The sequence below is a fragment of the Hyphococcus sp. D3-15 genome, assembly GCF_055809375.1.
Genome location: NZ_CM147910.1, coordinates 1,386,113 through 1,400,047 on the forward strand (window position 1 = coordinate 1,386,113; position 13,935 = coordinate 1,400,047).

At 57.7% G+C, this 13,935-nt stretch carries 10 protein-coding genes and 1 pseudogene; 2 read left to right on the forward strand and 9 right to left on the reverse strand.

Features of this window, described 5'->3' with window-relative positions:
- The first annotated feature begins 38 nt into the window (after positions 1-38).
- Positions 39-692 (forward strand): VPLPA-CTERM sorting domain-containing protein, encoded by a 654-nt coding sequence (locus AC0L8G_RS06860; protein ID WP_473387908.1) that lies wholly within the window; start codon positions 39-41, stop codon positions 690-692.
- 102 nt (positions 693-794) lie between these two features.
- On the opposite strand, the gene AC0L8G_RS06865 is transcribed toward AC0L8G_RS06860, so the two are convergent.
- The 7 genes and pseudogenes from AC0L8G_RS06865 to AC0L8G_RS06895 all read right to left on the reverse strand — a co-directional run bounded on the left by AC0L8G_RS06865 (position 795) and on the right by AC0L8G_RS06895 (position 10,447).
- Positions 795-2,063, reverse strand: a complete 1,269-nt coding sequence (locus AC0L8G_RS06865) for a CmpA/NrtA family ABC transporter substrate-binding protein (protein ID WP_473387909.1) — start codon at positions 2,061-2,063, stop codon at positions 795-797.
- A gap of 11 nt (positions 2,064-2,074) precedes the next feature.
- Positions 2,075-2,635 (reverse strand): ANTAR domain-containing response regulator, encoded by a 561-nt coding sequence (locus AC0L8G_RS06870; RefSeq protein ID WP_473387910.1) that lies wholly within the window; start codon positions 2,633-2,635, stop codon positions 2,075-2,077.
- A 107-nt stretch (positions 2,636-2,742) separates the two neighbouring features.
- The gene (gene cysG / locus AC0L8G_RS06875) at positions 2,743-4,197 is read right to left on the reverse strand and encodes a siroheme synthase CysG (RefSeq protein ID WP_473387911.1); all 1,455 of its coding nucleotides are present in this window, start codon (positions 4,195-4,197) and stop codon (positions 2,743-2,745) included.
- Positions 4,190-6,865: a nitrate reductase gene (locus AC0L8G_RS06880; protein ID WP_473387913.1), complete on the reverse strand. Its 2,676-nt coding sequence runs from the start codon at positions 6,863-6,865 to the stop codon at positions 4,190-4,192. The genes cysG and AC0L8G_RS06880 overlap by 8 nt, the downstream gene beginning before the upstream one ends.
- Before the next feature lie 51 nt (positions 6,866-6,916).
- Positions 6,917-7,276: a nitrite reductase small subunit NirD gene (nirD, locus tag AC0L8G_RS06885; protein WP_473388823.1), complete on the reverse strand. Its 360-nt coding sequence runs from the start codon at positions 7,274-7,276 to the stop codon at positions 6,917-6,919.
- Positions 7,277-7,293: 17 nt separating this feature from the next.
- Positions 7,294-9,716 (reverse strand): annotated as a pseudogene (gene nirB / locus AC0L8G_RS06890) (nitrite reductase large subunit NirB).
- Positions 9,656-10,447, reverse strand: coding sequence for a hypothetical protein (locus tag AC0L8G_RS06895; protein ID WP_473387914.1), 792 nt, complete (start codon positions 10,445-10,447; stop codon positions 9,656-9,658). The pseudogene nirB and the gene AC0L8G_RS06895 overlap by 61 nt, the downstream one beginning before the upstream one ends.
- Between AC0L8G_RS06895 and AC0L8G_RS06900 the strand changes: the two genes are divergently transcribed.
- Entirely contained in the window at positions 10,446-10,907 is a 462-nt protein-coding gene (locus tag AC0L8G_RS06900; protein WP_473387917.1) for a hypothetical protein, read from the forward strand. The genes AC0L8G_RS06895 and AC0L8G_RS06900 overlap by 2 nt on opposite strands.
- Positions 10,908-11,146: 239 nt before the next feature.
- Here the strand turns inward: AC0L8G_RS06900 and AC0L8G_RS06905 are convergent, their stop codons facing one another.
- Positions 11,147-12,907 (reverse strand): ABC transporter ATP-binding protein, encoded by a 1,761-nt coding sequence (locus AC0L8G_RS06905; protein ID WP_473387918.1) that lies wholly within the window; start codon positions 12,905-12,907, stop codon positions 11,147-11,149.
- 12 nt (positions 12,908-12,919) lie between these two features.
- Positions 12,920-13,918 carry an ABC transporter permease gene (locus AC0L8G_RS06910; RefSeq protein ID WP_473388824.1) on the reverse strand — a complete coding sequence of 333 codons (999 nt, stop codon included), beginning with the start codon at positions 13,916-13,918 and terminating at the stop codon, positions 12,920-12,922.
- Positions 13,919-13,935: the final 17 nt, after the last annotated feature.

The window sequence follows — 13,935 nt, forward strand, 5'->3', positions numbered from 1 at the left end:
TCGCCATTCGCGGGCCGCGACTGGAAATGGGGATTTGTATGGTTTTGTTTCGTAGGATATCGCGGCGTTTGAAAGTGGCTGGCGTCGGCTTGCTCGCTATGGCGGGCATATGGGCGTCTCCGCAGGCTGCAAGCGCCGCAGCTGTGCTGGTCACGGATGGTTCCGGCCAAATCCAGGGCGTCAACGGCCTTGAAGTCTATAATTCCGTGAGTGGGGATTTGGTCGCCACTTATGACGTGGAATTTGTCGAGGGAACCTGCATCGACCTCTATACCGGGTGTGACTTCAACGGGGATGACTTGCCATTCGCGAATGCGGTCTTGCGCAATGACACCTTCGATGCGCTTGCGGCGTTTCTCGGCGACATTGACGACCCGACAAGTTTCGCCGGGTGTGAATCCTCTGTTGATTGTTATGTGATGTCGCTTTCGAACATCAATTTGGCGGGCGCAGGCTCGGCGAGCGGATTCGGCCTCTATCTATTGGCCGGGCTCATGAACGATCTGATCGTCAGCGAAAGCTTTTCGGTCTATCGCGACCAGGACACTGCCGGAATTGCAAACAGAACTTGGGCGTTGTTTTCGCCTTCGATGGTTGTTGAGCCGCCTTCGGAAGTGCCGGTCCCCGGCGCGTTGGTGCTCATGCTTTCCGGCCTTGCGGGCCTGGGCGTCGCAAAAAGACGAAAAGCATAGACCGGGTTCGGCGCCGGGCCACCAGCGCGAGCCAGCATCAAGACACATCGGCGCCGTCTCTTTTGTGAGGCGGCGCCGACTTGGTGATTGGGGGCGGGCGCGCTAGGCCGGTTTCACGTCCGCCGGATTAATCCGCAAATTGTGTCTGAAAAAGCCTTCAAGATAAGCGGTGGCTGCGTTGGGATCGAAGCTCATGCCATCGATAAAAGTCCCGGACGACATCGCCAGCGGTTCTGACGCATCTGTCAGCACCCAACTATGGTCGCGGTCGCCTTCGACTTTCTCATCTATGGTCGGGAAGGGCAGGCCGAGTTGCCTGGCGGCGCCCCGATAGACGTCGGGCAGATAGGCGCTGTTTGCGATGTCGCGGATATCGGTCGGGCTGACCACCTGTCCCCATCGCACCATTTGCGTAAGGAACCAGATCGCATGGGAGCGCCAGGGAAAACTGGCCGCATAGTGATTGAAAATCAGATAGTCGCTCGCCTCGATGATGCTCTTGCGGCTGGCGAGCATGCCCTTGCTCACCAAGGCGGGCATTAAAAAGCGCGCGCCCAAGCCGATATAGTCCGTATGCGACAGGATTTCGGCCATCTCCAGACGGTTCTCGCGCCGGTCGAGCCAGGTGAGCGCTTCCAGCACCGCGCAGACCAGGGCGGTGTGGGTCTGCGGATTTTCATCGGCCCAGCTTTTTCTGACGCCCAGAATCTTCTCCGGCATGTGCCGCCAGATTTCAGCCGAACGGACAATGGTGCGGCCAACGCCGTCCAGCTCCGCCAATGTGTTCCACGGTTCGCCGACACAAAAAGCGTCGAGCTTTCCTTCCTTCAGGTGCTCGACCATATAAGGCGGCGGCGCGACGACCATGCGCACATCCCGGTCCGGATTAAGCCCTTCGGCGCCGAGCCAGTAACGAATGGCGTAATTATGGGACGAGAAAGGAAAAACAGATCCGATGCTGATCGTTTCTTTGCCCGCGACCAGCCGGTTGGCGATGGCTTTCCGCAGCGCGCGCGCGGATGTGGGCCGTTCAAACATCGCTTCGGGGTCAGCCTCCACCATTTCCGCATAGAGCTTTTCGGAAACGGTGATCGCATTGCCGTTTAAATTGAGCGACAATGCAGTGACAAAGCGCTCGTTTGCGTAGGCATTGTCGAGCCAGCTCGCCGGCGCCATCGGGGCGAGCATATGGGCGGCGTCCAGCGCGCCAACCGCGAGCTTGTCGCGAATTTGCGACCAGGAATTCTGCTTGTCGAGTTCAACATCAAGCCCGTATTTTTCAAACAACCCCTTTTCCTTCGCGGCGACGAGCGGCGCTGAATCGATCAGCGGCACAAAGCCGATCCGGAGGGTATGTTTTTCGGGCGTCATGATGTTTCGGGTTACTCGTCGAACAGGCTGGCTACGGATAAAATATTGTCGGCGACGTCTTTGATGGAAACCTTTTGCTTCATGGCCATTGTTCGCATGGCGGCATAGGCGTCATTCTCGCTCAGGTTCCGTTTTTCCATGAGAAGGCCCTTGGCCCGCTCAATGGATTTTCGCGCCTCCAGATCCCGTTTCGATTTTTCAAGGTCGCGCCAGAGCGCGTCGAACATTCTAAATCGCTCGATTGCGATCTCGACAACCGGTAAGACGCGCCGTTCCGACAGACCGTCCACGATATAGGCGCTGACGCCGGCGCGAACCGCTTCCTTGGCGAGAGCGCCGTCGCCATTCTCAACAAACATGACGACAGGCTTCGGATTTTTCCGCGCCACCAGTTGCAGGTTTTCGATCGTGTCGCGATCCGGGCTTTCGCAATCGATGATGATCGCGTCCGGCTGCAGACGCTCAATCATTGTCAGCAGTTCAACCCCATGCAGCGACGCCGCCTGCTGAACCACGGCGGAGCCGCGCAGCCCCTGTTCGACGATTTTCGCGCGTTCAGGATTACTGTCCACAAGGAGGACGATTAAAGGAGGTGCAGCCTGCTGTTGCATTATTCCGATGGTTTGATGTTGCGTCGCACAAAGTAGCATTGCTGCATCGCAACATCCAGCGCTTCATATTAGGCATAATCGGCTAATTTTGTTGATTCTGCGCAGGAAATACCCTCATCCGCCGTCAGATCGTGGCGATTGGCGGCTGAGCGGAAAACCTCGCCGATCCCGATGAGAATGGGGTCTTTCGGGTCCAGCGACAGGCCGGCCAGCCCGCCCAGCGTGAGGCCTCGTAATTGTTCGCCGGGCCGGGTGAGGGCGGCAGCCACAATCACCGGGGTTTGCGCAGCCAGCCCTTCGCTCAAGAGACGCGCGGCGAATTCCGGCGCTTTGCGCGCGCCCATATAAACCATCAAGGTGATGTTCGGATCGGCGGCGTTTCGCCAGTCAATAGCGGGCAAGGCGCCGTCGCGTGCATGGGCGGTGATGAATTTAACGCCCTGGGCGCAATCGCGATGGGTCAATGATGTTTTCAGCCGCGCCGCCATGGCGAGTGCAGAGGTGACGCCCGGCGCCACGTCCACGGGGACGCCCGCAGATTCCAGCATCGCGATTTCTTCGCCAGCGCGGCCGAAGATCATCGGGTCGCCGGACTTTAAACGGACCACATGTTTTCCCTGCCGCGCGAGACGAAGCATGGTTTCGTTGATGTCGTCCTGTTTGCATGAAGCGCGGCCGCCGCGCTTTCCGACCAGCATGCGCTTTGCCTCGCGGCGAGCGAGATCAAGCACATCGTCAGACACAAGATCATCAAACAAAATGATGTCGGCGGACTGCAATGCGCGGACCGCCTTGATCGTCAGCATTTCCGCATCGCCCGGCCCGGCGCCGACCAGCGTGACGCGCCCTTGCGCGCCAGCGTTTTGCGCCATGATGCGGCTCACTGTTTTCTCGATTTCATTTGCGGGCTTTGTAAAGGCGGCTTCTGAAAAGCACCGCCAGAAATGCGCGCGCCCGGCGGCGTCAGGGATCTGGCGGCGCAATCGCGCCCGCAGTTTCTTCGCGGCGCTCGCCCAATCCGAAATCGCTGTCGGCAAAAGCGTTTCTATGCGCCGGCGGATAGCCTGTCCGAGCACCGGCGCGGCGCCATCTGTTGAAATCGAAATGACGACCGGCGCGCGATTGACGATTGATCCGAATTGAAAGTCGCACAGGGAAGGGGTGTCCACAATATTGACAGGCACGCGCCGCTTCCGCGCGGTTGCTGCGAATTTTTGCGCTGAAATATCATCGTCGAAAACACCGATCGCGATGGCGGCGCCGTCAAAGTCTGTCTCACGCCACGCTCTACCTAAAATTTCATAGTGCTCGGGATTGTTGCGGATCAATGCTTCGAGTTCCGGACATGACGAAGGCGAAGCGATGCGAACAAGGGCGCCGGCCGCCGCGAGGAGTTCCGCTTTCCAGGCGGCGGCCGGGCCTGCGCCCGCCAAAAGCACATGTCGATCCTGCAAGTTGAAAAACACCGGCAGAACCGGCAATGGCGCAAGGCGCGGCCTGTCGATAGTTTCCGGTTTACGCATCGCTCGTCTCCAGCAAGAACTGACTGATTTCACTTCGGCACGACCCGCAATTCGTGCCGGCGCCGGTCGCAGCTCCGACATCGGCAATGGAAGCGCATCCGCGTGCAATTGCGGCGGAAATCTCGCGGGCGCCGACATTCATGCAGGAACAGATAATGGCGCCGCGATCAGGCGCATCGCCGCCGGGGCGTCCGGCGAGCACGCGCTGGCGTTCATGGGGCGCGAATGCGCGGCCCGGCAGCTCGCTCGCCCAGCTTCGCGAAACGCCGACGGGTTCGCGCGCAATAAACAGCGCCGCCAGCAAGATATCTCCGGCGAACAAGGCGAACCGATAAGCGCCACGCTGTTCATCGGCATATTGAACGATTTGAATGTCAGCGGGGCAGGCTTCAAGTTGCGCCGCAAAGAACGCGTCAGCGACGCGGCGTCCATGATCGTCAAGCGAGAGGCCTGCGAGCTCGGCCCTGAGCCCGCCCTCGATCCGCGCTTTCGCCCAATACATAGCGTCATCCGGCGCTGTTACGCCTGCAAAATCGTCGGTTTTAAGCACGCCAAAGCCATACCAGCCGACATTCAAGGGTTCGATGCGCACAGCAGCAGACTTGAGCGCCGGTTGGCCCGAAAGCGGATCGACCTGCGGCGCTACAAGTGAATCAACGCGGCCATCTCGCGCAAATTGATCGGTCCAGTGCATTGGCGCGAAGAGCGAACCTTCCTGCTGGCGCGGCGTCACCAAAATTCGCGCTGACATGTCTCCGAAAGCGGATGTAAGGCGCGCGAGCCCTGCATCCTGAAGGCCCAACCTTGCGGCGTCTTGCGGCGACACCTCAACAAAGGGTTCGCTATAGTGCTGGCTGAGGCGAGCGCTCCGGCCGGTTCTGGTCATGGTGTGCCACTGATCGCGCAGGCGGCCCGTATTCAGCGTAAATGGAAAGTCGGGCGTGGTCTGTGCGGACTGCTCAGCGCCCGGCGTGACGAAATTCGCGCGTTTGTCCGGCGTGAAAAACGCGCCATCTGCAAAGAAGCGTTTCTGGCCTTCTCTTGCACCCGTCGGAATTGGCCATTGCACCGGCGTGAGCGCGTCATAATCGCGCCGCGCAATGTGCTTCAGCGCGCCGAGGTCCAAATCGCGCTCGCCATTATTCTCAAATGAGGAGAGAGACGCATATTCGCGAAACACCGCATCAGCGCTTTCAAAAGCGAAAGCGTCGCCCCAGCCCATCTTCGCCGCCACGTCGCAGAACTGGCGCCAGTCATCGCGGGCCTCGCCGGGCGGCGGAAGGAAGCGGCGCTGACGTGAAATGCGCCGTTCGGAATTGGTGACAGTACCGTCCTTTTCACCCCAACTGGTAGACGGCAGCAAGATATTCGCGACGGCGGCGGTGTCGGTGGTTCTGACCACGTCGGACAGGACCACCAGCTCGCATTTTTCGAGCGCCTCGCGCACCCGGTCTGCATTGGGCATGCTGGCGACCGGATTGGTCGCCATGATCCATATGGCTTTGACATCGCCCGCATGCACCGCGTCAAAAAGATCGACGGCTTTAAGGCCTTGTGACGCTGCGATTGTAGGCGAACGCCAGAACCGTTGAACGAGATCGCGATGGTCCGGGTTATCCAGTTCCATATGCGCGGCAAGCTGGTTGGCGAGCCCGCCAACCTCACGCCCGCCCATGGCATTGGGTTGGCCGGTGACGGAAAACGGACCCATGCCGGGCTTGCCGATGCGCCCTGTCAACAAGTGACAATTGATGATTGCGTTGACGCGGTCTGAACCGTTCACCGCCTGATTGACGCCCTGGGAGTAGACCGTCACGGACTTTTCGGTTGTGAGAAACAGTTCGTAAAACTCGCGAAGCTGAGTTTCGCTTATGCTGGTCTCTTTCGAGACACGAGAAAGGTCGAACGCTCCCGCAGCGCGCAATGCGGATTCAGCATTCTCGGTATGCGCCGATATGAAGGCGTCATTGCGTCCGCCATTTTCGCCTAGATAGCGCAGCAGACCCTGAAACAGGGCGACGTCGCTGTCAGGCGCGATCGGCAAATGCATGTCAGCGAGATCGCATGTCGCGGTTCGGCGCGGGTCGATCACGATGATTTTGAGTGAAGGGCGGTTTTCTTTCGCCGCCAGGATGCGTTGATGGAGAACCGGATGGCACCAGGCGAGATTTGAGCCGGTCAGAATAATGAGGTCCGCCAGTTCGAGATCTTCATAGCATCCCGGCACAATATCTGCGCCGAATGCGCGTTTGTGCCCCGCAACGGATGACGCCATGCACAATCGCGAATTGGTGTCGATATTGGCGGAGCCGATATAGCCCTTCATCAATTTGTTGGCGATGTAATAGTCTTCCGTCAGGATTTGTCCGGAGACATAAAAGGCCACGGCGCCGGGACCATGTTCGGCGATGACAGACTGAAATTTTTTGGCGATTGCATCGGTCGCGCAGTCCCAGCTCACCCGTTCGCCGTCAATGCTCGGATAAAGCAGGCGTTCTTCAGGGCCGAGCGTATCTGCGAGGGCAGACCCTTTGGAACATAACCGCCCGAAATTCGCCGGATGATCCGGGTCGCCTTCAACCGTGATCTTCGCGCCTTGCTTTTTGATGAGCACGCCGCAGCCGACGCCGCAATAGGGGCAAGTCGTGCACACGCCGTTCGGTGACATACCGCCCGGATCATTTGCTTCCGAAGAATATGTCGCGTCGAGCGCCACAGCCTAAAGGCCTGGCTCTGGCGCGACGGGTTTCAATTCATCTGCATGCAGCAAGATTTCATTGGCTTCGCCCAGCTGCACGCGAAAAACCCGCACAGAACCTACGTCGGCGCCCTGGGCTTGTCCGGTCTCCAGAGAAATCACCCAATTATGCAAGGGGCAGGTGACGCATCCATCATGAACGATGCCCTGGCTCAGCGGTCCGTTGCGATGGGGGCATTTGTCCTCAATCGCGTGAACTGCATCGTCGTTGGTGCGGAACACGGCGATCGTCGTTTCCCCCATGACGATCCTGCGCGCGCCAAGACGCGGAATGTCATCCAGCGCGCCAATGGCTATCCAGCTATCCGCCAATGCATTCATTTGAGCTGCTCCGTTGTTCATTCCGCCGCCTGCAAGGCCAAAGTCGCCATCGGTTTGAACTCATGTTTGTCTTTGCCGGAGACGCGCTCCGACCATGGATCTACCTGCGCAAATTTTTGGGAGAATACGAAGCGGTCGTAATATGATCGGCGCTTTGCGGGATCGTGCAAAATCTGGCGGCGCACTTCGTCATAGCCGATGCGTTTCGCCCATTTATAGATGCGCTCAAGATAGTGGCCTTGTTCGCGATACATCTGGACGAGGGCGACGATATGTTCGAGCGCGTCGTCCTCCGACTCGACCAGGCCGAGCACTTCGGTGCCTTTGATGTCGAGTCCGGCGGCGCCGGCGAAATGTATCTCATAGCCGCTGTCGACACAGACCACGCCCACATCTTTGCAAGTGGCTTCAGAACAATTGCGCGGGCAACCGGATACGGCCATTTTGACTTTCGCCGGCGTCCATGATCCCCACATGAATTTTTCGATGCGCACGCCAAAACCGGTTGAGTCCTGGGTGCCGAAACGGCACCAGTCTGTGCCGACGCAGGTTTTCACAGTGCGCAGGCCTTTTGCGTAAGCATGGCCGGAAACAAACCCCGCCTCGCCGAGATTGGCCCAGACCGCGGGGAGGTCCTCTTTTTTGATGCCGAGCATGTCGATGCGCTGGCCGCCCGTGACTTTCACGGTCGGTATGTTGAATTTATCGACCACATCGGCGATGGCGCGCAGCTCTTTTGAAGAGGTTTGTCCGCCCCACATGCGCGGAACGACCGAATAGGTGCCGTCTTTCTGGATATTGGCGTGGACGCGTTCATTGATGAAACGCGACTGGTAGTCATCGGCGTATTCATCAGGCCAGTCGCAAACGAGATAGTAGTTCAGCGCCGGCCTGCACTTCGCGCAACCGCTTGAAGTGCTCCATTCCAGCGCCTGCATGACGGCGGGAATGGTTTTCAGTTCCTTCGCCTTGATCAGGCGGCGCACATCGTCATGGGAAAGCGTCGTGCACCCGCAAACCGGTTTGACGGCGTTTGGGTTGAACGCATCGCCAAGGGTGAGGCTCATTAATTGTTCAACCAGGCCGGTGCAGGTGCCGCAGGATGAAGACGCCTTTGTGTGGGCGCGAACGTCGTCAAGCGTGGTCAGTGATTTCTCGGTGATCGTCGAAATGATCTTGCCCTTGCATACGCCGTTGCAGCCACAGATTTCTGTGTTATCGGACAATGCTGCAACGGCCGCCATAGGGTCCAGCGGTTCGCCTCCCGCGAAGGAGGGCCCGAAAATCAAGGTCTCGCGCATGTCGGATATATCGGTCTGGTCTTTTAGCTGTTGAAAGAACCACGCCCCGTCGGCGGTGTCGCCATAAAGCACGACGCCGACGATTTTTTGCTCTTCCAGCACAAGCCGTTTGTAAACGCCGCGCGCAGCATCACGCAGGACAATCTCCTCGCGTCCGTGGCCCTCAGCGAAGTCGCCAGCGGAATAAAGATCGACGCCGGTGACTTTCAGTTTTGTCGCCAAAGCGCTGTCGCTGAATCCCGGATTTTCCTCTCCGGTCAATTCCTTTGCGATAATCCCCGCCATCTGATAGAGCGGTGCAACAAGGCCATAGACTTTGTCTTGATGTTCAACGCATTCGCCGACTGCGAAAATGTCCGGATCAGACGTTCGCATGAATTGATCGACAAGAATGCCGCGATTGACAGCAAGGCCAGCTTCTTTCGCGAGCTGCGCATTTGGCCGAATGCCGACCGCCATAACAACAAGCTTCGCCGGAATTTCCCGTCCGTCATCAAGCTTGACGGCGTTCACTGCTTTTCCGTCGCTACTGGCCACAATCTCTGCGGTGTTGGCGCCCGTGAGCACATTGATGCCGCGCGCCTCCAATGTTGATTGCAGCAAATGGCCGGCGGTTGGGTCGAGCTGGCGCTCCATAAGCGTCGGCATCAAATGCAATACGGTTACATTCATGCCGCGTTCTTTCAGGCCCGCCGCCGCTTCAAGGCCAAGGAGCCCGCCGCCAATGACGACGGCGTCGCCGCCGGATTGCGCCGCCAGCAACATCGCGGTGACATCGTCAAGGTCGCGATAGGTCAACACGCCGGCCAATTCATGACCGGGCACCGGAATGATGACGGGCATCGAACCGGTTGCGATCAGCAATGTGTCATAGGGCGCCGTAACGCCGGAGTCGGAGGTCACCGTCTTTGCGTCGCGATCGATTTTGACGACCTTTTGCCCTTTGAGCAGCGTGACCCCATGATCCACATACCAATTGTCGCCGTGGATAACGATGTCTTCGTATTTTTTTCGCCGGAAAGCACCGGAGACAACATGATCCGGTCATAGTTGACCCGCGGCTCGGCGTTAAAGATCGTCACGTCAAACTGGCCGGGCGCGCGCTCGAATAATTCATCGAGCACGCGACCCGGCGCCATGCCGTTTCCGATAATGACCAATTTTTTCTCATTTGGGCGTCTCCAATTGGTTTTGCAGTCATCGTCCCGGCATGCAGGCGGTTAAAACCGACACTCACCTCAAGCCACAGCTTGTTGCGATCAGAGGCGAAGCCGTCGGAATTGTAGTTTGCGTATTTTGCTAGAAATGTGAGGCGATCAAATTTCGCCACGCCAACCACGCCGATCTCTGAACCGTAATCGGCGTCGATATTTTCAGCGGAAAAGTCGTGATAGACGACGCCGAGTTTAAGCAGCGAAAAGGGGCCTGCCGATTTCGTCGCGTACCCTGCGTTGACATAAAGATCTTTGAGACCATTGGCGGGCGTCGCCAGAAAGACATCGGTCCATCCATTGAAAGCGTGGAGCGTGGCGAGCGGCGTAGAGAATCCAATAACGCCATCTCCGGTCAGAACTTCATAGCCGACGCCTGCGCTAAAGCCGTTTTTGGAAACGCCGCCCTCGATATTGTAGTAGTCAGCATTGTAAGAGACAGGCTGGCTCGCATATTCGCTTTGCGCCGCATAGCTCGCTTTGAGATTTACGGGACCTTTCGACAACAAGGCGTTGACGCCATAGGTTTGCGACGACGCACCCGGCGCATTGTCGAAATCCAGAAGATAGGCAAAGCCGCCCAGCGCGACTTTCACACCTTCGATCGGCAATGTGTATTTGCCATTGAGAAGCCAGCTGTCGCTTTCCCAGCGTCCCATGGGCGAGATCGTCGCCGAAAATGCGATTGACCTGATCAATATAGGTAAGGTCGAGTTTCAACCCCTTGATGCTGGCGTTCTCGACCCGCACTGCATCGAATGTCTGTTCGTTCTGGCGCCAGCCGACATTGCCGACAAAGCGGTCATTGTCGATTTTGATGCGCTGGCGGCCGAGCGTGATTTTCGTGTCCGGCAAGGATGTGTTGGTCAATTGCAGGCGATTGAGTTCGGTGGCGTCAGGATCGGCGACGACAGGAAACTGCGTGGCGCCATTAATTGTGCTGTTGAAGTCGTCGACGAGGTCATCGACATGATCGAATTCGATGAGGAACGATGTGTCCCACAATTTTCCGGTCTCAAACCCGGCGCGAATGCGATAGGTGAGGGCGTCTGCATTCTGGGCGAACCCATCCTGCGACACTGCTTCATAGCGAAGCCGGCCGTTAAACAGAATTTTTGATTCCGCGATCGCTTTTACAAGTGCGGATTGTTCGGGCGTGACCGGTTCTTCTGCGGATGCTGCGCCGAACGGCGCAAGAGCGAGCAAGGCGGCGGACAAGCTGGATTTTAGAAGTCTCCTGGATCGAGGCACGGTTTTATCCCTTCAAAAATAAACCCTGGCGCGAAGCGCCTGTTTCATTCGGAGTCCGCTGCGTCGCGGATTTTGAAGGGTCGCCATTGACCCATAGGCGTCGCTGATCAGGCGGCGCTCTTGTCGTGAACTTCGTATTCCTCAAGGAAGGTCAGAAGCTTTTCGCGATATTTGTAGTAATCTGGATGCTCAAGCAGCGCTTTGCGCGAGCGCGGACGGGGCAGATCGACTTCCATGATCTTGCCGACGCGCGCATGCGGTCCGTTTGTCATCATGATGACGCGGTCGGCGACAAGGATTGCTTCGTCCACATCATGGGTGACGCAGATCGCCGTCACCTGGGTTCGCGTCCAGACATCCATCAGCACTTCCTGCAATTCCCAGCGCGTCAGGGAATCGAGCATGCCAAAAGGCTCATCGAGCAATAACAGTTTCGGCGACAGCGCAAAGGCGCGGGCGATGCCGACGCGTTGTTGCATGCCGTTGGAAAGGTCGCTGGCGCGTTTCTTCATCGCGTCCCCCAGGCCAACCTTGCCCAGATAATATTCCGCGATTTTCCGGCGTTCGGATTTGGAGGCGTGCGGATAGACACGTTCAACGCCCAGCGCGACATTTTCAAAAGCTGTCATCCAGGGGAAGAGACTTGGCGATTGAAATACGACGCCGCGGTCCGGTCCTGCGCCGTCAATTTCCGACCCGTCCAACACGATCCCGCCGCCTGAAATCGAGGTCAGCCCGGCCGCCATGGACAACACGGTTGATTTGCCACATCCCGAATGCCCGATGAGCGAAACAAATTCACCCTTGCGCAAGTCGAGATTGAAATCGTCAACAACGGTCAATGGGCCCTTTGGCGTCGGATAGATTTTAGTGGCTTTGAAAAATTCGACATATTTGGCTAGATTTTGCGTGTGCGGGCGTGCGGCTTCTTTGACCGGCGTCGGCAGATTGGGGTCCGTCGTGTCGGCGGCCGGATGCGGAATCACTTCGGCGGTTTTTTGCGCGCGCGCGGCGTTTGCTTCTTTGCGGCCGTTCTTCAATCCGCCCTTTGTGGAGGTCAGTGGCGAAACATCAGGCAGGATGGCTCTCGATGCGTCATAGGGACGAGACATGCCGATCTGCATCAAATAGTCAGTGATGTCTTTGCGCAGGCGTATAAATTCCGGGTCGTGATTGACGGCTTTGCGATCTCTCGGCCGGTTGAGCGTGACTCGGAACTCCGGTCCGAAAGTCGCCGCGGGGCCGGGGGTGAGGGGGATGATTCTGTCGGCGAGCAGCAGCGCCTCATCAACATCATTGGTGATGAGGATGACGGTTTTGCGTTCTTTCTGCCAGATCTGTTCAATCTCATCTTGCAAGTTCGCGCGCGTCAGGGCGTCGAGCGCACTCAAAGGTTCATCGAGCAGCAGCATTTTCGGTTGGATGGCGAGGGCGCGCGCAACATTCACCCGCTGGCGCATGCCGCCGGACAATTCCGACGGACGCCGGTCCTTCGCATGGGAGAGACCGACCATGTCGATGTAATGCGCGATGCGTTCGGCTTTTTCCTCCGCCGGCATTTTGGGAAACACCGCGTCGACGGCGAGGCGGATATTGCCGGCAACGGACAGCCACGGCATCAGAGAGTAATTTTGAAACACCACGCCGCGGTCTGGCGATGCGCCGGAAATGGCGGCGCCGTCAAAGCTGATTTCACCCTGGTCCGGTTCCGTAAGGCCGGCGATCAATGAGATCAATGTGGTCTTGCCGCTGCCTGAAAAGCCGACAATCGCGACAAACTCGTTTTCCTCAATATCGATATTGATGTCATTGAGGATCGTTTCACCGCCATAAGACTTGGTGACGTTTTTCAAGCTCAAGATTGTCATTGAACCGCCCCCCTACCGCGTCTCAGAGAAGGTGAACATCGCTTGCAGCGTGTACATGACACGATCGAGCAAAAACCCGATGACGCCAATGGTCAGCACCGCAGCCATGATGCGTGCGAGCGAGGTCGACGAGCCATTCTGGAATTCATCCCAGACGAATTTTCCAAGACCGGGATTTTGCGCGAGCATTTCCGCCGCGATCAACACCATCCAGCCAACCCCCAGCGACAAGCGAAGTCCTGTAAAGATCAGCGGCAGGGATGAGGGGATGACGAGCTTGAAAATCTTGTCGGTTGTCTTGAGCTGCAGAACTTTTGAGACGTTCAGGAGATTCTTGTCGATGGAGGCGACGCCGAGCGCGGTGTTGATCAGCGTCGGCCACAATGAACACAAGGTGACGGTGATCGCCGAGATCACGAATGATTTCGACAATCCTTCGGCGCTGTTCACATAGAGGGCGGAGACGACCATCGTCACGATTGGCAACCAGGCGAGGGGAGACACTGGTTTGAAGATCTGGATCAACGGATTGAACGCGGCGTTGACCGTAGAACTGAGGCCGCAAAAAATCCCGAGCGGCACGGCGATCAAGGTGGCGATGATAAATCCGAAGAACACCGTTTTGAGCGAGGTGAAAATCTGATCGATATAGGTCGGCTTGCCCGTAAAGGCGCGGGTTTTGACCTTCTCCGGCTTGCCTTCGGCGATAAAGGCGGCATTGCGCTTTTCCTGACGCTCAAAAAACGCCGCTTCTTTTTCGCGCGTTACTTTGTGGTCTTCCATCAGCGCGCCGAATTGCTCCCAAACGGCGCCGGGCCCCGGAATTTTGCCGAGACTTGTGTTCACCTGGGACGCGCCCGCCGACCAGGCGGCCAGAAAGATCATGATGGCGAGCACCGGCACGCCGATCATTTTCCATAAATCCGCCAGTTGGGTTTTCGGGCTTTCACCCAAGCCAAGACGGATCAACGGGTTGATAAAGCCGAGACCGAGAACCGACAAAACATTCATCAGTTTTTGAAGGAACA